The sequence below is a fragment of the Streptomyces sp. NPDC056987 genome, assembly GCF_042673865.1.
Lineage (GTDB): Bacteria > Actinomycetota > Actinomycetes > Streptomycetales > Streptomycetaceae > Streptomyces.
Genome location: NZ_JBHURV010000026.1, coordinates 59,617 through 78,104, shown reverse-complemented (window position 1 = coordinate 78,104; position 18,488 = coordinate 59,617). Strand labels below are relative to the sequence as shown.

The following is an 18,488-nucleotide window of genomic DNA, read 5'->3' as shown; positions in this document are numbered from 1 at the left end:
GGCACAGAGGTCCCGCCCGCGGGCGGGGAGCGGCCCCGTGTCAGTGGACGCGGGTGCCGTTCCGCCAGACCGAGGAGACCAGGGGGACGCCGGGCCGGTAGGCGAGGTGGACATGGCTCGGGGCGTCGAGGAGGGCGAGGTCGGCGCGGGCGCCGGGGGTGATCCGGCCGATGTCCGTCCGGCGCAGGGCCGCGGCGCCGCCCGCGGTGGCCGACCAGACCGCCTCGTCCGGGGTCATGCCCATGTCGCGTACGGCGAGCGCGACGCAGAACGGCATCGAGGAGGTGAACGACGAGCCGGGGTTGCAGTCGGTGGAGAGCGCGACGGTCGCGCCCGCGTCGAGCAGCCGGCGCGCGTCCGGCCAGGCGGCGCGGGTGGAGAACTCGGCGCCGGGCAGCAGCGTGGCCACGGTGGAGCTGTGGGCGAGGGCGTCGACGTCCGCGTCCGTGAGGTGGGTGCAGTGGTCGGCGGAGGCGGCGTCGAGTTCGACGGCGAGCTGGACACCGGGGCCGTACGAGAGCTGGTTGGCGTGGACGCGGGGGTGCAGGCCCTTGGCGCGGCCCGCGGTGAGGATCGCGCGGGCCTGGTCGCCGTCGAAGGCGCCCCGCTCGCAGAAGACGTCGATCCAGCGGGCGTACGGGGCGCACGCGTCCAGCATCTCGCCGGTGACGAGGGCGACGTACGCGGCCGGGTCGGCGGCGTGGTCGGGCGGGACGATGTGCGCGCCGAGGTAGGTGACCTCGTCGGTCCGCTCCCGGGCGATACGGAGGGCGCGGGCCTCGTCGGCGACGGTCAGCCCGTAGCCGGACTTGGTCTCCTGCGTGGTGGTGCCCTGGCGGAGCGCCTCGGCGAGGTAGCGCGCGACGTTGGCGTCCAGCTCGGCGTCGGTCGCGGCGCGGGTGGCGGCGACGGTGGTGCGGATGCCGCCCGCGGAGTAGGCGCGGCCGGACATGCGGGCGTTGAACTCCTGGGTCCGGTCGCCCGCGAAGACCAGGTGGGAGTGGGAGTCCACGAAGCCGGGGAGGGCGGCCCGGCCACCGGCGTCGACGGCGTTGTCAGTGGCGGGTGCTTTGCTTGATTCACCGACCCAGGCGATGCGGTCGCCGTCGATGACGACGGCCGCGTCCTGGATCAGACCGATAGGGGTTCCGTCACCGAGAGAGGGGTCGTTGGTGACCAGACCGGCGATGTTGGTGATGAGGGTGGTGGTGGTCCCGGTGGTGGTGGCCGTGGCCGTGGTCGTCGTCATGGAAAAAATGATCTCCTTCGGCCGCGCGGGGGCTCGTGCGGGCCGCGCGGGGCGGCGTTTCGGGCGCTCCGTGCGGCGGGTGGGCCGCGCGGGGCGTGGTGCCGGCGGCGCGGTCCGTGGGGTCAGCCGCGCAGGGCGGCGATGGACCGGTCGAGGGCTGCCGGGACATCGGGGATCAGGGCATGGGCTCCGTCGCGTACGACATGACGGCCGCCCACGACCGTATGGCGTACATCAGCCGCGGAGGCGGCGAATACGGCGGTCTCCGCGCCGAGCCGTGGCAGCGTGCCCGCTGTTCTGACGGAGTCCAGCGCGATCGTGACGAGGTCGGCGAGCGCGCCGGGCCCGATGCGGCCCGCGTCGGGCCGGCCGAGGGCCGCGTGGCCGCCCGCGGTGGCCGCGTCGAGGAGCGTCGCCGCCGTCCAGTGACCGCGGCGGCGGGAGCGCAGCCGTTCGTTCAGCTCCATCGCGCGGGCCTCCTCGAAGAGGTCGATGACGGCGTGGCTGTCGCTGCCGAGGGAGAGCGGCGAGCCCGCGCGCTGGAGCAGTCCGGCGGGGCCGGTGCCGTCGGCGAGGTCGCGCTCCGTGGTGGGGCACATGCAGGTGCCGGTGGCGGCGGTGCCCAGGAGTGCGATGTCCGCGTCGGTGAGGTGGGTGTTGTGGACGCCGGTGGTACGGGGGCCGAGGACGCCGTGGTCGGCGAGCAGCCGGGTGGGCGTGACGCCGTGGACGGCGAGGCAGGCCTCGTTCTCCGCGGTCTGCTCGGAGAGATGGACATGGAGCGGGGCGCCGTGTTCCCCGGCCCAGGCGGCGACGGTGGCGAGCTGTTCGGCGGGGACGGCGCGTACGGAGTGGACGGCCGCGCCGATCAGCGCCTGGTCGCTGTCCTTGACGGCCGAGGCGAGGGCGGAGGCGCGCTCGGCCCAGGCGGTCGCGTCACCGTCGGAGAAGCGGAGCTGGTGCCGCTCAGGGGGTTCGCCGCCGCGCCGCCGGGCGATGCCGGAGGAGAGATAGGCGGTGTCGAGGAGGGTGATCCGGATCCCGGCCTCGGCCGCCGCCGCGATCAGCGCCTCGCCCATGGCGTTGGGCTGGTCGTAGGGCGTCCCGCCGGGGGCGTGGTGGAGGTAGTGGAACTCACCGACGGAGGTGATGCCGGCCAGCGCCATCTCGGCGTAGACGGCGCGGGCGAGGGCGAAGTACGAGTCGGGGGTCAGCTTGGCGGCGATCCCGTACATGATCTCGCGCCAGGTCCAGAAGGTGCCGGAGCCGACCTGGACGGTGGAGCGCAGGGCGCGGTGGAAGGCGTGCGAGTGGGCGTTGGCCAGTCCCGGGAGGGTCAGGCCGCGCAGGACGGTGGCGCCGGGGGGCGGGGTGGTGACCTGGGTGCGTACGGCGGTGATCCGGCCGCCGGTGACGTCGACGGCCACGCCGGGCTCGACATGGGGCCGGCCGTCGGTGAGCCAGGCGTGCTCCAGCCAGTAGGTGCGGGCCGGTTCGGGCGGGCCGGCGGGGCCGGCGGTCTCCGCGCTCCCGGTCCGGGCGGCGCCGGTGCCGGTGGCCGGGGTGGCGGATTCCGGCCGGGCGGTGACCTGGGTCCGGCCCGAGGAGGCGGTCGGCCGCTTCATGCGCACGCGAGTCCTTCCAGTACGTCGGCGAGGGTGAGGACACCGGCCACGCAGTCGTCCTCGGCCGCGGATTCGGCCGGGGAGTGGGAGACGCCCGTGGGGTTCCGTACGAACAGCATGGCGGTCGGGAGGGAGCCGGACAGAATGCCCGCGTCGTGTCCGGCGCCGGTGCCGAGCACGGGAACCTCACGGCCCCCGGATCCGGCCCGGTCCGCCACCCGGCCCCCGGATCCGGGGCGGTGGGCCAGGATGCGGGCGAGTTCGTCCCGCAGGGCGTGCTCGAACTCGACCACGGGGGTGAAGGACTCCCGTACGACCCGCACGTCGATGCCCGCGCGGTCCGCGGCCTCGCGGGCGGCGGCCTCGATCGCGGCGACGACGGTGTCCAGGGCGGACTGGTCGGCGGCGCGGGAGTCCAGCCAGCCGCGGACGAGGGAGGGGATGGCGTTGACGCCGTTGGGCTCGACGGAGATCTTGCCGAAGGTGGCGAGGGCCCCGGCGAGTTCCGCCTCGCGGCGGGCGGCCAGGACGGTCTCCGCGTACGTCAGCATCGGGTCGCGGCGGTCGGCGAGACGGGTGGTGCCCGCGTGGTTGGCCTCGCCGTGGAAGTCGAAGCGCCAGCGGCCGTGCGGCCAGATCGCGGACGCGATGCCGACGGGGTCGCCGGAGAGGTCGAGGGCGCGCCCCTGCTCGACGTGGAGTTCGACGAACGCGCCGATCCGGGCGAGGCGTTCGGGGTCGGGGCCGAGGGTGGCCGGGTCGTATCCGGCGGCCTCCATCGCCTTCGGCAGCGGGATGCCCTCGCCGTCGCGCAGCTCATGGGCCTGGGCGGCGGTGAGCCGGCCCGCGGTGAGCCGGGAGCCGACGCAGGCGAGACCGAAGCGGGCGCCCTCCTCGTCCCCGAAGTTGGTGATGGCCAGGGGCTTGGTGAGCCGCGCTCCCCTGCGCCGCAGCTCGTCCAGCGCGGCGAAGGAGGAGACGACACCGAGGGGCCCGTCGAAGGCGCCCCCGTCGGGTACGGAGTCGAGATGCGATCCGGTGACGACGGCGTCCCCGGCGAGGGGGTCGCCGAGCCAGGCCCACTGGTTGCCGTTGCGGTCGACCTCGCAGGTGAGACCCCGGTCCTCGGCCTGCGCGCGGAACCAGGCGCGGCAGTCCGCGTCGGCGGCGGTCCAGGCGTAGCGGCGGTAGCCGCCGCTGCCCGGGTCGCGGCCGAGGGGGGCGAGATCGCGCCACATCTCCTGGAAGGAGGCGGGCTCGCGGGAGGAGGAAGGCTCCTGCGAGGAGGCGGGCTCGTGGGAGGAAGCGGGGGCCGTCATGCCGTGGCGCCCTCGGCCGGCGCGGCGGCGGTCGTGTCCTCGCGCATGGGGACGCGGACGTCGCGCTCCTCGGCGACCGTCTCCGCGAGGTCGTACCCGGCGTCGACATGGCGGATGACGCCCATGCCCGGGTCATTGGTGAGCACGCGGCGGATCTTCTCGCCCGCGAGCGGCGTCCCGTCGGCGACCGAGACCTGGCCCGCGTGGATCGAGCGGCCCATGCCGACGCCGCCGCCGTGGTGGATGGAGACCCAGGAGGCACCGGAGGCGACGTTGACCATGGCGTTCAGGAGCGGCCAGTCCGCGATGGCATCGGAGCCGTCGAGCATGGCCTCGGTCTCGCGGTACGGGGAGGCGACCGAGCCGCAGTCCAGGTGGTCGCGGCCGATGACGAGCGGCGCGGCGAGTTCGCCGGAGGCGACCATGTCGTTGAAGCGCTCGCCCGCCTTGTCGCGCTCGCCGTAGCCGAGCCAGCAGATCCGGGCGGGCAGGCCCTGGAAGTGGACGCGCTCGCCCGCCATCTTGATCCAGCGGTGCAGGGACTCGTTCTCGGGGAAGAGGTCGAGGATCGCCCGGTCGGTCTTGTGGATGTCGGACGCCTCGCCGGAGAGCGCCGCCCAGCGGAACGGGCCCTTCCCCTCGCAGAAGAGCGGCCGGATGTAGGCGGGCACGAAGCCGGGGAAGGCGAAGGCCCGGTCGTATCCGGCCAGTTGGGCCTCGCCGCGGATGGAGTTGCCGTAGTCGAAGACCTCGGCACCCGCGTCCATGAAGCCGACCATCGCCTCGACGTGCCGGGCCATCGACTCACGGGCCCGCCGGGTGAAGTCGGCGGGCTTCTCGGCGGCGTACGAGGCCATGTCGTCGAAGTCGACGCCGATCGGCAGGTACGCCAGCGGGTCGTGCGCGGAGGTCTGGTCCGTGACGATGTCGACGGGCGCGCCCTCGGCGAGCATGCGCGGCAGCAGTTCGGCCGCGTTGCCCAGCAGCCCGATGGAGAGCGGACGGCGGGCGTCGCGCGCCTCGGTGGCGAGCTGGAGGGCGTGTTCCAGGCTGTCGGCCCGCACATCGAGGTAGCGGTGCTCGATACGGCGGTCGATGGCGCGCGGGTCGCAGTCGACACAGATGGCGACCCCGTCGTTCATGGTCACGGCGAGCGGCTGGGCGCCGCCCATGCCGCCCAGACCGGCGGTGAGGGTGATCGTCCCGGCGAGCGTGCCGCCGAACTTCTTGGCGGCGACGGCGGCGAACGTCTCGTACGTGCCCTGGAGGATGCCCTGCGTGCCGATGTAGATCCACGACCCGGCCGTCATCTGGCCGTACATGGTGAGCCCGAGGGATTCGAGCCGGCGGAACTCCTCCCAGTTGGCCCAGTCGCCGACCAGGTTGGAGTTGGCGAGCAGCACGCGCGGCGCCCATTCGTGGGTCTGCATGACGCCCACGGGCCGGCCGGACTGGACGAGCATCGTCTCGTCCTGCTTGAGCGTGCGCAGCGTCCGCACCATGGCGTCGAAGGAGCGCCAGTCGCGGGCGGCCTTGCCGGTGCCGCCGTAGACGACGAGCTTGTCGGGGTGTTCGGCGACCTCGGGGTCCAGATTGTTCTGGAGCATGCGGAGGGCCGCTTCCTGCTGCCATCCCAGGGCGCTCAGTTCCGTACCGCGCGGTGCCCGTACGGGCCGGGGTCCTGACATGGCGGGTGCCTCCTCCGTGACGCTCCTGTTGAACAATCTATTCACATCCTGACCGGATGAATAGAACTAGTCAACCACTGCGGGGTCGCCCACCGGATGATTGGCTGGCGCCCATGCCCTCAGACACGCCCTCGGACCCGCCCCCGGACACGCCGTCGGACCCGCCCCCGAACATGCCCCCGGACACGCCGTCGGACCCGCCCCCGGACGCCTCCGCGCGCCTCTCCCCCGCCGCCCGTCGCGACCGCGCCGTACGGGCCGCCGTCGAGCAGGGGCTGGTCGGGGACGCGGCCCCGGTCGTCGCCCTGCTCGACGTGGCCGGGATCCGCGCCTCGGCCGCCGCGCTCCACGCCGCCTTCGCCGAGGTCACCGCGCCCGGCACGCCCGTCCTGCACGCCTTCGCCGTCAAGGCCGCGCCCCTGGTGCCCGTACTGCGCCTGCTGGCCGCGGAAGGGATCGGCGCCGAGGTCGCGAGCCCCGGGGAGCTGGCGCTCGCCCGGGCGGCGGGGGTACGGGCCGACCGCACCGTCCTCGACTCCCCCGCCAAGACCGCCGCCGAACTGCGGGACGCCTTCGCCCTCGGCATCGCCGTCAACGCGGACAACCCGCAGGAGCTGGCCCGTATCGACGCGCTGGTCGGCTCGGCCACCGGGGCCGGAGGCCGCGCCGCCCCGGGCCCCGGGGCCCCGGCCACCGCCGCCTCCCCCGTCCCGCCGTGCGGAGTGCGGGTCAATCCGCAGCTCGGCGCCGGTTCCATCGGGGCGCTGTCCACCGCCACCGCCACCTCCAAGTTCGGCGTCGCGCTGCGCGACGAGGGCGCCCGCGCCTGGGTGGTCCAGGCGTATCTGGACCGCCCCTGGCTCACCCGGCTGCACACCCACTCCGGCTCGCAGGGCGTCCCCCTCGACCTGATGGCCAAGGGCGTACGGAGCCTCTACGAGCTGGCCGAGGAGATCAACGCGGCAGCCGGGCGCCGGCAGATCGACACCCTCGACATCGGCGGCGGACTCCCGGTCAACTTCGCCGGCGACGAGGAGACGCCCACCTACGCCACGTACGCCCGGCTCCTCAAGGACACCGTGCCCGGGCTGCTGGACGGGCGGTACGGGCTGGTGACGGAGTTCGGCCGTTCGCTGCTCGCCAAGCACGGCGCCGTCCTGGCGCGCGTCGAATACGCCAAGTCCGCCGGGGGCCGGCCCATCGCCGTGACCCACGCAGGCGCGCAGGTCGCCACCCGTACCGTCTACGCCCCGGCCTCCTGGCCCCTGCGGATCGCCGCGTACGACGCCGGGGGACGGCCCAGGACGGGTCCCGCCGTGGCCCAGGACATCGCGGGGCCGGCCTGCTTCGCGGGCGACCTGCTCGCCGAGAACCGGCCGATGCCCCTGCTGGAGCAGGGTGATCTCGTCGCCGCGCTCGACACGGGAGCGTACTTCTTCACCGCCCACTACTCCTACAACAGCCTTGCCAGGCCGGGGATTCACGGCTTTGTCGTGAAAGCGGGTACCGGCGGCGAGGTGCGCTTCGCTACCGTACGAGAACAGCAGACGACCGACGGGATCGTGGCCGAGTCGGGCGGCGCGTACGCCGACGCGCTGCTGGACTGAGCAGCGGGAGCACGGGCGCGGAAGCACGGGAACGACCAGACGGAACATTCCGGGCGGGAACGACTCGGCGGGAACCACCAGATCCAGCCTTCTTCATATCAAGTACCTCGGAATCGCGTGCATGTTCCGATGGAAAATGCCAGAACACCCTCCCCTCGCGCGGACGTTGCGTAATCTCGCGGTTACTGCTGTACGGCAGTGCGCCCGCACGCCCGTCTGGGAGGAGAGTCCGCGTGCCCGGAATCGATGCGTGCCTGGAAGAGGCCATGAGCCTGCCGGGAGCGCGCGGCGCGGCGATCGTCGACTGGACGAGCGGGCTCGCCCTCGGCACGGCGGGCCAGTCACCCAACGGTGACCACGAGGCCACGGCGGCCGAAACCGCCGAACTGGCGCGCGCCGCGGCCGAGTACACGGCCTTCGCCCCCGAACCGCCGGACGGGTCCGCGTTACCCGGCGCGCCCGGCACGAGCGGACCGGGCGCCCCCGGCGGCGGCACGCAGGGCGCGGACGCCACGACGCGCGCGGACGCGAACAACGGCGACAGCGACGGCGACAGCGAGGGGCAGGGCAGCAAAGGCCCTCCCGTCCAGGATCTGATCGTCACCACCCGCACCGGCTACCACATCCTCAGCTTCGTCGAGACGACCTTCGACAGCAGCGTCTTCCTGCACCTCTGGATGGACCGCGACACGGGCAATCTCGCCCTCGCCCGGCTACGCCTCGGCCGCCTCGCCGAACGGCTGGTACTGGGATGACCGGCAGACCACAACCCCGTTCGCCCGACGCCGCCTCCACCCCGTCCACGCCCCAGGCCTCCACCGCCTCCGCCGCCTCCGTCGTCTCCCCGATGCTCGGGCGCCTCGCGGGCGAACGGGCCACCGGCGCCCTCCTGCGCGACCACGGCACGCTCTACCTCAGCGACGGCCGCGTCGTACACGCCGAGAGCCCCGCCGCCCCCGGCATCGACGTCCTCCTCACCGCCGGGGGCCGGCTGCCCCGGGCCGGCTGGGACGAGGCCGTGGACCGGGCGGGGACCCGCCGCGAGGTCGGCAGATTCCTCGTGGACAGCGGTTGGCTCCACAACGGCGAGCTGGAGATAGCCCACACCGGCGCGCTCTTCGACGCCGCCTTCTTCGCCCTCGCCCCCGCCAGCGGCCCCACCCGCTTCCGCTACGGAGCGGCCCACTGGATCGGCACCGTACGGCCCGTCACGGCGTCGGCCGTGGAGCGCGAGACCCTGCGGCGGCGCGAACTCCTCGACCAGGTCTGGCCGTACGCCGCCGTCGACACCGCCCCCGTCGTCGCCCGAAGACCGGCGCCCGGTCAGGCGGTCACCCGAAGACAGCGGGCCCTGCTGGAGCTGGCCGACGGCGTACGGACCCCGGTGGCCATCGCATGGACGCTGGGACGGCCCGCGTTCCACACCCTTCTCGACATCCGCAGGCTGGCCGCCGCGGGTCTGGTCGAGACACCCGACGACCCGTCGTCGGCCCCCCACGCGACGGTTCCCTCCTGGGTCGCGACGGTCTCCGCGGCCCCGGACATCGCCCTGTTACGCCGGCTCCGCGACGCACTGGAGGCAACCCTGTGACTTTCCGCCCCATCCACCGAGACTCCGAGGGTCCCCGGCCGGGAGCGGGCCCGTACGGCCCGGTCCGAACAGGCCGAGCCACGGCGTCATGAGGCGTGCTCTGCGGGCGCGCGCCGAGAGGAGACAGCTGATGACAGCGGAGGCCGACGTACTCGGCGAACTCAGGCGCCTTCGGGCGCGCCTCCCGCAGCTCACCGGGTCCCTCGCGGCCAGTACCGACGGTCTGGTGCTGGCGCAGGACACGGCGGACGTGGAAGCCGAGGGGGTCGCCGCGCTCACCGCCGCCGCGCTCGGCGTCTCCATGCGGCTGTCGGACGCCACCGGGCAGGGCGCCTTCAAGGAGCTGCTGATCCGGGGTGAGCTGGGGTACGTCGCCACGTACGCGGCGGGCTCCTCGGCGGTGCTGACCCTGCTGGCGGAGTCCAGGATCAACGTGGGCCGGCTGCATCTGGAGGCGCGCCGATCGAGCGCCCGGATCGGGGAACTGGTCGACGGCGCCCTCGAACGGCTGGAGAACGCCTGACCCATGGCCTCCTCCAGCCCGCAGTGCCCCTCTGTTCCCTCCACCTCCTCCGCCCCCTCGGGCTCCTCCGACTCCTCAGGCTCCTCCGACTCCTCAGGCTCCTCCGACTCCTTGAACCCCTCCACCCCCTCCCCCTCACGAAGAACACGCGCCCCCCGGGCGTCCGGAACTCCCCGGGCGTCCGTACGACGGAAAGGAAGTGCGACGTTCATGGCCAACACCGAAGCCGCTCTCAAAGAAGCGGTCACCGTCATCGAAGGGGCCCTCGGGGCCGCCCTCGTCGACTACTCCAGCGGCATGGCCCTCGGGACGGTCGGCGGCAGCAAGGATCTCGACCTGACCGTCGCCGCGGCCGGCAACACCGACGTGGTCCGGTCGAAGGTCCGCACGATGGAACTGCTCGGCCTGAAGGACGAGATCGAGGACATCCTGATCACGCTCGGGAACCAGTACCACCTGATCCGGCTGCTCAAGGGCCGCGGCAACAGCGGGCTCTTCCTCTACCTGGCGCTGGACAAGTCGCGGGCGAACCTGGCGATGGCCCGCCACCAGCTCAGCAAGATCGAGTCCGAGCTGGAGGTCTGACCACCGGCTCAGCGACGACGCCGTGCCCCGCCGGGCACGGCGTCGCCCGCGCCGAGCCCCGTCGTCCGGAAACCCTTCACCTTCGCACCGACGGGCCGCCCGGCTCCGGCCCAGTCCGTACGGACCCACAGCAGCGCGTCGTCCCGCTCCTCGCGCCGCCCCAGCCAGGCCGCCTTGAGCCACAGCCCGGCGCCCGCGCCCGCGAGGGCGGGCCCGGCGGCGGCCGGCAGCACGAACGAACTCGCCACGGCGGCGAGGAAGGCCGCCAGCAGCCACCACCGGTGGGCGCGCCGCCAGTTCCGCGCCGTCACGGCCCGGTCCTGGAGGAAGTCGAACTTCCCGGCGCGCGTCGCCGCGTCCGCCCACCCGGTGTACCGGCGCCGGCGTACGAGAGCGACGGCCACCGCGCACACCACGAAGAGCGCGGCGCCCGCGTACCCGCCGACGCGGCGTCCGGTCATCCCGGGCAGCAGCAGCCCGATCCCGGTGGCGAGCACCCCCAGCCACCACAAGGGGGCCGCCCCGGCCCGTACGACCACCGCCACCCGTGCCAGAGACTGTCCCGCGCGCGCCACGACCTACCCGCCTCCTCAAGCGTGCTGCCCCACCGTGTGGCGGCAGGTTAGTGACGGACTCTGAGCGTTTCCTGAGAACGAGGAATCCTCACCCGCGAAGAGCTTCACCAAGAGCTTGACGAAGAGCTTCACGAGGAGCACCGCCAAGGGCCCTCACTCCACGAAGAGTCCCCGCGCCGATGCCCGCGCGTCGAACTCCTCCAGCCGCGCCTGTGCGTCCGGCAGCCCGTCGCACATCGCCTCCAGCAGCACCCGGCCCAGCAGCATCGGCGCGCACGCCGTGTCGAAGGCGAGGCCCGTGCCGACCGCCGCCGGGATCAGCAGGTCGCTGTGGGCGGCGACCGGGGCGAAGGCCGAGTCCGCGACCGTCACCACCGTGAGCCCCGCCGAGCGCGCGTAGGCCAGCGCCTCCACGACCTCCTTCGGATGGCGCGGCAGCGCGAAGCAGAGCAGCGCGCTCGCGCCCGCGCTCCTCGCCGTGTCGATCCGGTCGGGGAGCATCGTGCCGCCCTCGTCCAGCAGCCGTACGTCCGGGTGGACCTTGGCCGCGAAGTAGGCGAAGCCGCGCGCCTGCGAGGAGGCCGCGCGCAGCCCGAGCACCGGCAGCGGGCGCGAGTCCGCGAGGAGCCGGCCCGCGCGCTCCACGGGCGCGGGATCGGCGAGGAGGTCCGCGAGCCGGCGCAGATTCTCGATCTCGCCGCGCACGGCCTGCTGGTACTCGTTGTACGGGGTCTCCCCCTCCGCCCGTTCGCCCGGCGAGACCTCCCGCAGGTGCCGGCGCAGCGCCGGGTAGCCGTCGAAGCCGAGCGCCACCGCGAAGCGGGTGACGGAGGGCTGGCTGACCCCGGCCAGCTCCGCCAGCTCGACGCTGGACAGGAACGGCGCGTCCACCGCCTGGCGCACCATGCTGTGCGCGATGCGCCGCTGCGTGGGCGTGAGGCGGTGGCCCTCGAAGAGCTGCTGGAGCCGGGCGGCGGGGCTGTCGCTCATGCGCGTTTCCCTCAATTCCCTTCCTGGGGTCGGTCGTGGCGCGGGGGGCCGTACCGGTCCAGGTACGGGTCGGGGTCCGTCGTCGTGGCCGGCGGGTGGGTGGTCAGGTCGTTCGCCAGCTCCGTGAACCGGTCGAGCAGTGCGGCCGCCGCCGTCACATCATCGGTCAACGGCCGGTCCTCCACCGCCTCGTCGAGCACGGACTCGGCCAGCGCGAACGCCCGGCCCACCGGCAGATCCGGCTCGGGCCGCAGCCCGCGCTGGCGCAACGTCCTTACGGCGGCGACGAGTTCACAGCCGACGACCAGCCGGTACGGGGCGGCGAGACGGAGGGTCTGCCGGGCGGCCAGGGAGGCGAAACTGGCCTGTTCCTCCACGCCCCGCGAGAGCACCGCGTGGCCGAGCGAGGCGGGCGCGGAGAACGCCCGCAGGTCGCCGAGGGCCGCGCCGGCCGCGTACTCCAGGATCATCACGCCGGAGCTGGCGGGCTCCGCGTCGGCGAGGAAGGGCCGCAGCCGGGTGAAGCCCGGCTCGTTGAGCGCGGAGAGCCGGGAGGTGGAGAGCCGCGCGGTCTGGACGAGCGAGAGCCTGAAGTGGTCCAGCGCCAGGGCGATCTGCGCCAGGTAGAAGCCGCCGTGGTGGTAGGCGGCGGGCACGGGGTCCTCGTCCGTGCCGGGACGGATCAGCGGGTTCTCGGCGGCGGCGTTGATCTCGACGGCGAGCGCCCGCTCCAGCGCGTCGGCGGCGTCCCGCGCCGGGCCGTGGATCTGCGGGACGCAGCGGAAGCCGTACGGGTCCTGGATGCGGCCGAGCGGCGGCCCAGGCCGTTCGGGGGCGCCGAGGATCGCCCGCAGGTCGGCGGCGACGGCGTACGAGCCGGGGTGGTGGCGCGCGGCGTGCACGGGCTCCGCGTACGCCTCGTACGAGCCGTCGACGGCCAGCAGGGAGAGCGCGGCGACGAGTTCGGTGGCGGCGACGAGGCGGCGCAGTTCGTGCAGGGCGAGCGCGGCCTGGCCGAGGGTCAGGGCGTTGCTGCTGATCAGGGCGAGGGCGTCGTTGTTGTCGAGCGGCTGGGCGGCGGGCGGCGGTCCGGTCCGCCCGGGGTGCTCGTCGGTGAGCTGCCAGGGGTGCTCCCCGGCGAGGGCGAGGCCCATCTGCGCGAGGGCGGCGATGTCCCCCGTGCCGACCGAGCCGAATTCGTGCACCAGCGGGTACGCGCCGGTCTCCAGGGCGTCGCAGAGGGCCGTGACGACGGTGGGCCGCAGCCCGGCGCCGCCCGCCAGGAGCTGGTTGGCGCGGACGGCGAGCATGGCGCGGACCTCGCGGGCGGGCAGCGGTTCCCCTATGGCGCCGGCGTGACTGCGCAGCAGGCGCAGCCCGTGGTCGGCCGCCGCCTCGGTGGGCACGGCTTCGGTACGGTTGGCGCCGACGCCGGTGGAGCGCCCGTACACCCGCCCCGAAGCGGCCAGCTCACGGGCGGTGTGCCAGCTCCGCTCGACCCGCTTGATCGCCTCGGTCCCGGGCACGGGACGGGCGGCGCCGTCGGCCAGCCGGACGATGTCGGAGACCGGGAGGCTCTGTCCGTCGAGCACGACGATGGACGGGACGTACGGGACAGGCGGAACTGCCGGAATGAACGGAATCGACGGGATCGTAGGATTCGACGGATTCGATAGATTCGCTGGATTCGACGGAGTGGCCGAAGCGGCCGGACCGGCACCCCCGTCCCCATCCCGTGGATCCATCATGCGGGACGACATCATGCTCAAAATCCCTCTTTTCGGACCTCGCGTCTCGCCCTGCGGTCTTCCGTAACCTGTGATTTACCCGCAGGCATTGACAATCTATTCAGGGAACAAGAACTCTGCATGACTATATGCAGCGAGGCAAGAGACGCGGGCATGAGACGCGGGGCGACTCAAGGGACTACTGATGATCACATTCGACGCGGTGAACAAACGCTTCCCCAACGGCACCACGGCGGTCCACGACCTGACGCTGGAGATGCCCGAGGGCGGCATCACCGTCCTGGTCGGCTCCTCCGGATGCGGCAAGACCACCACGCTCCGCATGATCAACCGCATGGTCGACCCGACCTCCGGCACGATCAGGCTGGGCGGCAAGGACATCCTCGACCAGGACGCCGCCGAGCTGCGGCGCGGCATCGGCTACGTCATCCAGCAGTCCGGGCTCTTCCCGCACCGCACGGTCCTGGACAACATCGCGACCGTGCCCCTGCTGCTCGGCTGGGGCCGCAAGAAGGCCCGGAGCCGGGCGGCGGAGCTGCTGGAGACGGTGGGTCTTGCGGCCGACGCCGGCAAGCGCTACCCGCACCAGCTCTCCGGCGGCCAGCAGCAGCGCGTCGGCGTGGCCAGGGCGCTCGCCGCCGACCCGCCGGTGCTGCTGATGGACGAGCCCTTCGGCGCGGTCGACCCGGTCGTACGGACGCAGCTCCAGGACGAGCTGCTCCGCCTCCAGCAGGAGCTGAACAAGACCATCGCGTTCGTCACGCACGACATCGACGAGGCGGTACGGCTCGGTGACCGCATCGCCGTCTTCCGTACGGGCGGCCATCTCGTCCAGTGCGCCGCCCCCGCCGAACTGCTGGCCCGCCCTGCGGACGCGTTCGTCGCGGACTTCCTCGGCGCGGAGCGCGAGCTGAAGCTGCTCTCGCTGACGACGCTCGCCCAGGTGCCGGTGGAGCGGGCGACGACGGTACGGGAGGACGAGCCGGCCCCGGCACGCGGCAGCGGGCCACGGCTGGTCGTCACCGCGAAGGGCGAGCCGCTGGGCTGGCTGGACCCCGACGCGGGCCCCGGCACCGGCTCCGGCACGGCGCGCGAGGCGGTTCTCGCCCCCGTACGGCCGCTGCGCGACACGGACTCGCTGCTCGCGGCGCTGAACGCGTCGATCGCCTCACCCACGGGGCTCATAGCCAGGGTCGACACGGAGGGCGTGCTGACGGGGGTCACCTCGCGCGAGGCGATCCACGACCACGCCGGGCACAGCCACCGCGCGGCGTCGAGGGCCACCGTGGTGGCCGAGGACACGGCGGCCAAGGACACGTCGGTCAAGGACGCGGTGGCCAAGGACGGAGCCGCATGACCATCCAATGGTCGTGGATCTCCGACCACGCGGGCGACCTCGCCACCCTCACCGTCTCGCACCTCCAGGCCGCCCTCACCGCCGTCCTGCTCGGGCTGCTGATCTCCCTCCCCCTCGCCGTCCTGGCGCACCGGGTGCGCCCGCTGCGCGGGTTCCTGCTGGGGCTCTCCAACGTCCTGTTCACGATCCCGTCCATCGCGGTCTTCGTGCTGCTGCTGCCCGTCTCCGGGCTGACCAGGACCACCACCGTGATCGGCCTGACGATCTACACCCTGGTCGTCCTGCTGCGGAACACGGTCGAGGGGCTCGACTCCGTACCGGTCAAGGCCCGCGAGGCCGCCACCGCGATGGGCACGCGCCCGCTCCGTACGCTCCTCACCGTCGAGCTGCCGCTCGCGCTCCCCGTGATCATGGCGGGGGTGCGGATCGCCACGGTCATGTCGATCTCGCTCGTCAGCGTCGCCACGTACATCGGTGACGGCGGCCTCGGACAGCTCTTCACCGACGGGTTCCAGCGCAACTTCCCCACCCCCGTGGTGGCCGGCGTCGTCCTGACGCTGCTGCTCGCGCTGGTCGCGGACGCGGCTCTGGTCGGCGTGCAGTACGTACTCACGCCCTGGACGAGGCGTCCCGGCCGTCCCAAGGCGAGCGGAAAGGTCTGACCCGGCATGTACGAACTCTTCAAGAACCTCGGCACCTGGCTGACCGCGAGCGAGCAGTGGGCGGGAGCCGACGGCATCGGCCACCGGCTCGCCGAGCACCTTGAGTACTCGCTGCTCGCGACCCTGATCGCCGCCGTGATCGCGCTCCCCCTCGGGCTGCTGATCGGGCACACGGGGCGCGGCGCGTTCCTCGCCATCAACCTGGCCTCCTTCGGCCGCGCGCTGCCGACGGTCGGCCTGGTCGTGCTGGTCTTCCTGGCCAGCGGGCTCTCCATGACCCCGGTGTACGTGGCGCTGGTGGCCCTCGCGATCCCGTCGATCGTGACGAACACGTACGCGGGGATGAGCGCGATCGACCCGGAGGTGAAGGACGCGGCACGGGGGCAGGGCATGCGCGGCCGTCAGGTCCTCCTCCAGGTCGAGATCCCGCTCGCGCTGCCGCTGATCATGACCGGGCTGCGGCTCGCGCTGATCCAGGTGGTGGCGACGGCGACGATCGCCGCGTACGTCAGCTTCGGCGGCCTGGGCCGGTACGTCTTCGACGGCCTGGCCCAGCGCGACCTCGTCCAGGTGCTGGGCGGGGCGGTGCTGGTCGCGGTGGTCGCCGTCGTGCTGGACCTGGCGCTCTCCGGGCTCCAGCGCCTCCTGTTCCGCCACCGCACGCCCGCCTGACGCGGCGACCGGTTCCCACCGCCCCAACCGCCCCACCGCCTCCACCGCCGCCACCACCCCCTCCGTACCCCTTCCGCACACCCCCTTCCGGGAGAGCTTCCAATGAACGCACCGATGAACCGGCGAACCCTCCTCGGCGGCCTGTTCGCCGCGGCCTCCGTCCCCGTGCTCGCCGCGTGCAGCAGCGGCATCACCTCCCTCGACGGCCAGAGCTCCGGCGGCGCGAACGGGGGCGGCGGTTCCAGCGCGGACGGCCTCACCATCGGCACCGCCAACTTCACCGAGAACCAGATCCTCGGCTACCTCTACGCCTCCGTCCTCGGCGCCGCCGGGGTGAAGACGAAGGTCCGCCCCAACCTCGGCACCCGCGAGATCCTCATCCCCGCGCTCAAGGGCGGGGACATCGATCTGCTCCCCGAGTACCAGGGCGCCCTGCTGCACTACCTCTCCCCCAAGGCCACCGCCACGGAGGAGGGCGAGATGCAGAACGCCCTGGCCGTCGCCCTCCCGGCAGGGCTCCAGGTCCTCCCGTACGGGAAGGCCGAGGACTCCGACGCCTTCGCCGTCACCCGCGCGACCGCCGAGAAGTACGGCCTCACGACGCTGGCGGACCTGAGGAAGCAGAACGGGAAGCTGGTCATCGGCGCCGCACCCGAAGTGAAGAAGCGGGTGGTGGGGGTCGTGGGGCTCAAGGAGATCTACGGGGTGGAGTTCAAGGAGTTCAAGTCGCTGGACTCCTCGGGACCGCTGGTCAAGGGGGCGCTGAAGAAGGGGGACGTGGACGTCGCGAACCTGTTCACCACGGACACCGACATCGCCGCCGAGGGCTGGGTGGTGCTCACCGACCCGAAGAACCTCATCCCCGGCCAGCACATCGTCCCGCTGATCGCCGACCGCAAGGCCGACTCCACCGTGCGCAAGGCGCTGGCGGAGCTGGGCAACGCGCTGTCGACGGAGGACCTGACGGAGCTGAACCGCAAGGTCGACAAGGACAAGAAGGACCCGGAGGACGTGGCGCGGGCGTGGACGGACGAGCGGGGCCTGACAAAGAAGGCCTGAGCCTGAGAACGAACTGGCGCTCAGGGCCCCAGGCACTCGGCGCCCAGCCGGCTCAGGGCCCCAGGGGCTTCACCATCACGGCGAAGACCGGCGAGTCCGCGAACGGCCGGTCCTCGCCGACCCGTTCATACCCCCAGCTCTCGTAGCGCGCCCGCACCTTGGCGTGCGCCGCGTCGACCAGCAGCACCGCCAGGTCCTCGTCGCGCTCCGCCAGCAGGGCTCCGTGGAGCCGGCCCGCGGCCCCGGTCCCCCGCCACGGCGGACGCACCATCAGCTCCGACACGGCGTACGTACGGGACGCCCCGGCATCCGGCGTGCGGTGGCCCCGCCACCACTCCCGGCCCTCGGCCAGCGGCGCGCCGTAGGCGAATCCGGTGGGCTCGTCCCCGTCGTACCCGATCACGCAGGTGAACCCCGGGCGGGCGCCCCAGTGATCGACGAACCAGGGGAAGCGGCGTACGAAGGGGTCGTCGGGCGGGTACTCGGGGATGTCCGCGTGGATGCCGAGAAGCACCCGGCGGATGTCCGGCAGCTCGCCCTGGCCGTAGTGACGTACCTCGATCACCGCACCATCTCCTCGGGTGTACCGCAGGCGAAGACGGGGGTTAGCCCCAATGACCCGGGCCCGCCCGCTTCGTACCGTACCGGTATGGAAGCCCGCGATCCTGAGCTCAAGAAGGAACTCGACGCCACGCTCCAGGCCCGCAACGAGCTGGGAGCCGATTACGACTCCGCGCTCATCGAGTCGTTCCTGGAGAAAGTGGAACAGCGTCTGGACAGCACGGTGGACCGCCGCGTCCGGCGCCAGCTCGCGGAGAAGCAGATGGTCGCCGCCCGTGGGAGCGCGCCGTCGGCCGTCCCCGTGGAGGGGTTCGGGGAGCGCTTCGGGTTCGGTCTCGTCTCCCTCGTCCTCGCCGTCCCGCTCACCGCGATCGCCGTGGTGAACGCGGGTTTCGGGGGCCTGGTCGTCTGCTGGATCGGCATCGTCGCGGTCAACGCGGTGCACGCCTCGCGCGGCCTGCCGTGGCTGTCCCGGCGGCCGCGTACGGAGTCCGACTGGGAGGACTGAGCCGGACCGGAGCAGACCGGACCGGAGCGACGGACGAGCGCCTCGCCGAAGGGATAGTCGCGGGGACCGCCGCACCCCCGATACCGGGGGGCGGGACGACGGCGGTCCCCGCGAGGGACACGGTCCGGGTCAGGGCCGGTTGCCGTGTCCTGGCGTCCATGGAGGTCCG

General features: G+C 73.2%; 18 protein-coding genes. 10 read left to right on the top strand and 8 right to left on the bottom strand.

The genetic code is table 11. The features are described from left to right. Nucleotides 1-40 precede the first annotated feature (40 nt). From hutI to hutU, 4 genes are all read right to left on the bottom strand, one after another. Nucleotides 41-1,249, bottom strand: coding sequence for an imidazolonepropionase (gene hutI / locus ACFTZC_RS27195; RefSeq protein ID WP_382894050.1), 1,209 nt, complete (start codon nucleotides 1,247-1,249; stop codon nucleotides 41-43). Nucleotides 1,250-1,371: 122 nt separating this feature from the next. Next, nucleotides 1,372-2,874 (bottom strand): formimidoylglutamate deiminase, encoded by a 1,503-nt coding sequence (locus tag ACFTZC_RS27190; protein ID WP_382894048.1) that lies wholly within the window; start codon nucleotides 2,872-2,874, stop codon nucleotides 1,372-1,374. Continuing rightward, nucleotides 2,871-4,112 (bottom strand): allantoate amidohydrolase, encoded by a 1,242-nt coding sequence (locus tag ACFTZC_RS27185; RefSeq protein WP_382894161.1) that lies wholly within the window; start codon nucleotides 4,110-4,112, stop codon nucleotides 2,871-2,873. The genes ACFTZC_RS27190 and ACFTZC_RS27185 overlap by 4 nt, the downstream gene beginning before the upstream one ends. 77 nt (nucleotides 4,113-4,189) lie before the next feature. Beyond that, complete coding sequence (gene hutU / locus ACFTZC_RS27180) at nucleotides 4,190-5,881, bottom strand: urocanate hydratase (protein WP_382894046.1); 1,692 nt, start codon at nucleotides 5,879-5,881, stop codon at nucleotides 4,190-4,192. A gap of 173 nt (nucleotides 5,882-6,054) precedes the next feature. On the opposite strand from hutU, the gene ACFTZC_RS27175 reads away from it, so the two are divergent. The 5 genes from ACFTZC_RS27175 (at nucleotide 6,055) to ACFTZC_RS27155 (ending at nucleotide 10,187) form a co-directional block, all read left to right on the top strand. After that, nucleotides 6,055-7,488, top strand: a complete 1,434-nt coding sequence (locus tag ACFTZC_RS27175) for a diaminopimelate decarboxylase (RefSeq protein WP_382894159.1) — start codon at nucleotides 6,055-6,057, stop codon at nucleotides 7,486-7,488. A gap of 233 nt (nucleotides 7,489-7,721) precedes the next feature. Continuing rightward, entirely contained in the window at nucleotides 7,722-8,243 is a 522-nt protein-coding gene (locus ACFTZC_RS27170; RefSeq protein ID WP_382894044.1) for a hypothetical protein, read from the top strand. A 92-nt stretch (nucleotides 8,244-8,335) separates the two neighbouring features. Further along, the gene (locus tag ACFTZC_RS27165; RefSeq protein ID WP_382894157.1) at nucleotides 8,336-9,079 is read left to right on the top strand and encodes a transcriptional regulator; all 744 of its coding nucleotides are present in this window, start codon (nucleotides 8,336-8,338) and stop codon (nucleotides 9,077-9,079) included. Between the two features lie 88 nt (nucleotides 9,080-9,167). Continuing rightward, nucleotides 9,168-9,602 (top strand): roadblock/LC7 domain-containing protein, encoded by a 435-nt coding sequence (locus ACFTZC_RS27160; RefSeq protein ID WP_382894042.1) that lies wholly within the window; start codon nucleotides 9,168-9,170, stop codon nucleotides 9,600-9,602. Between the two features lie 210 nt (nucleotides 9,603-9,812). Beyond that, nucleotides 9,813-10,187 carry a hypothetical protein gene (locus ACFTZC_RS27155; protein WP_365808339.1) on the top strand — a complete coding sequence of 125 codons (375 nt, stop codon included), beginning with the start codon at nucleotides 9,813-9,815 and terminating at the stop codon, nucleotides 10,185-10,187. A gap of 8 nt (nucleotides 10,188-10,195) precedes the next feature. On the opposite strand, the gene ACFTZC_RS27150 is transcribed toward ACFTZC_RS27155, so the two are convergent. The 3 genes from ACFTZC_RS27150 to ACFTZC_RS27140 form a co-directional block, all read right to left on the bottom strand. Further along, nucleotides 10,196-10,762, bottom strand: coding sequence for a hypothetical protein (locus tag ACFTZC_RS27150; protein WP_382894040.1), 567 nt, complete (start codon nucleotides 10,760-10,762; stop codon nucleotides 10,196-10,198). 153 nt (nucleotides 10,763-10,915) lie between these two features. Then, a complete protein-coding gene (locus tag ACFTZC_RS27145; protein WP_382894038.1) occupies nucleotides 10,916-11,752 on the bottom strand; it encodes a MurR/RpiR family transcriptional regulator in 837 nt (278 codons plus the stop codon). A gap of 11 nt (nucleotides 11,753-11,763) precedes the next feature. Continuing rightward, nucleotides 11,764-13,515 carry an aromatic amino acid ammonia-lyase gene (locus ACFTZC_RS27140; protein WP_382894036.1) on the bottom strand — a complete coding sequence of 584 codons (1,752 nt, stop codon included), beginning with the start codon at nucleotides 13,513-13,515 and terminating at the stop codon, nucleotides 11,764-11,766. 169 nt (nucleotides 13,516-13,684) lie between these two features. Here ACFTZC_RS27140 and ACFTZC_RS27135 point away from each other — a divergent pair, with 169 nt between their 5' ends. From ACFTZC_RS27135 to ACFTZC_RS27120, 4 genes are all read left to right on the top strand, one after another. After that, nucleotides 13,685-14,857, top strand: coding sequence for an ABC transporter ATP-binding protein (locus tag ACFTZC_RS27135; RefSeq protein WP_382894034.1), 1,173 nt, complete (start codon nucleotides 13,685-13,687; stop codon nucleotides 14,855-14,857). Beyond that, a complete protein-coding gene (locus ACFTZC_RS27130; protein ID WP_382894032.1) occupies nucleotides 14,854-15,519 on the top strand; it encodes an ABC transporter permease in 666 nt (221 codons plus the stop codon). The genes ACFTZC_RS27135 and ACFTZC_RS27130 overlap by 4 nt, the downstream gene beginning before the upstream one ends. Nucleotides 15,520-15,525: 6 nt before the next feature. Next, entirely contained in the window at nucleotides 15,526-16,191 is a 666-nt protein-coding gene (locus ACFTZC_RS27125) for an ABC transporter permease (RefSeq protein ID WP_382894030.1), read from the top strand. A 114-nt stretch (nucleotides 16,192-16,305) separates the two neighbouring features. After that, nucleotides 16,306-17,250 (top strand): ABC transporter substrate-binding protein, encoded by a 945-nt coding sequence (locus ACFTZC_RS27120; protein WP_382894028.1) that lies wholly within the window; start codon nucleotides 16,306-16,308, stop codon nucleotides 17,248-17,250. A gap of 52 nt (nucleotides 17,251-17,302) precedes the next feature. Here ACFTZC_RS27120 and ACFTZC_RS27115 read toward each other — a convergent pair whose 3' ends face one another. Continuing rightward, nucleotides 17,303-17,815 (bottom strand): GNAT family N-acetyltransferase, encoded by a 513-nt coding sequence (locus ACFTZC_RS27115; RefSeq protein WP_382894026.1) that lies wholly within the window; start codon nucleotides 17,813-17,815, stop codon nucleotides 17,303-17,305. A gap of 84 nt (nucleotides 17,816-17,899) precedes the next feature. Between ACFTZC_RS27115 and ACFTZC_RS27110 the strand changes: the two genes are divergently transcribed. Further along, on the top strand, nucleotides 17,900-18,319 hold the full coding sequence (locus tag ACFTZC_RS27110) for a hypothetical protein (RefSeq protein ID WP_382894025.1): 420 nt from the start codon (nucleotides 17,900-17,902) through the stop codon (nucleotides 18,317-18,319). Nucleotides 18,320-18,488 lie beyond the last annotated feature (169 nt).

Excerpts from the sequence above, each read along its gene's own strand:
- hutI (WP_382894050.1), bottom strand. The coding sequence starts at position 1,249 with ATGACGACGACCACGGCCACGGCCACCACCACCGGGACCACCACCACC.
- ACFTZC_RS27190 (WP_382894048.1), bottom strand. The coding sequence starts at position 2,874 with ATGAAGCGGCCGACCGCCTCCTCGGGCCGGACCCAGGTCACCGCCCGG.
- ACFTZC_RS27185 (WP_382894161.1), bottom strand. The coding sequence starts at position 4,112 with ATGTGGCGCGATCTCGCCCCCCTCGGCCGCGACCCGGGCAGCGGCGGC.
- hutU (WP_382894046.1), bottom strand. The coding sequence starts at position 5,881 with ATGTCAGGACCCCGGCCCGTACGGGCACCGCGCGGTACGGAACTGAGC.
- ACFTZC_RS27175 (WP_382894159.1), top strand. The coding sequence starts at position 6,055 with ATGCCCCCGGACACGCCGTCGGACCCGCCCCCGGACGCCTCCGCGCGC.
- ACFTZC_RS27165 (WP_382894157.1), top strand. The coding sequence starts at position 8,336 with ATGCTCGGGCGCCTCGCGGGCGAACGGGCCACCGGCGCCCTCCTGCGC.
- ACFTZC_RS27160 (WP_382894042.1), top strand. The coding sequence starts at position 9,168 with ATGAGGCGTGCTCTGCGGGCGCGCGCCGAGAGGAGACAGCTGATGACA.
- ACFTZC_RS27155 (WP_365808339.1), top strand. The coding sequence starts at position 9,813 with ATGGCCAACACCGAAGCCGCTCTCAAAGAAGCGGTCACCGTCATCGAA.
- ACFTZC_RS27145 (WP_382894038.1), bottom strand. The coding sequence starts at position 11,752 with ATGAGCGACAGCCCCGCCGCCCGGCTCCAGCAGCTCTTCGAGGGCCAC.
- ACFTZC_RS27140 (WP_382894036.1), bottom strand. The coding sequence starts at position 13,515 with ATGATGTCGTCCCGCATGATGGATCCACGGGATGGGGACGGGGGTGCC.
- ACFTZC_RS27135 (WP_382894034.1), top strand. The coding sequence starts at position 13,685 with ATGATCACATTCGACGCGGTGAACAAACGCTTCCCCAACGGCACCACG.
- ACFTZC_RS27130 (WP_382894032.1), top strand. The coding sequence starts at position 14,854 with ATGACCATCCAATGGTCGTGGATCTCCGACCACGCGGGCGACCTCGCC.
- ACFTZC_RS27125 (WP_382894030.1), top strand. The coding sequence starts at position 15,526 with ATGTACGAACTCTTCAAGAACCTCGGCACCTGGCTGACCGCGAGCGAG.
- ACFTZC_RS27120 (WP_382894028.1), top strand. The coding sequence starts at position 16,306 with ATGAACCGGCGAACCCTCCTCGGCGGCCTGTTCGCCGCGGCCTCCGTC.
- ACFTZC_RS27110 (WP_382894025.1), top strand. The coding sequence starts at position 17,900 with ATGGAAGCCCGCGATCCTGAGCTCAAGAAGGAACTCGACGCCACGCTC.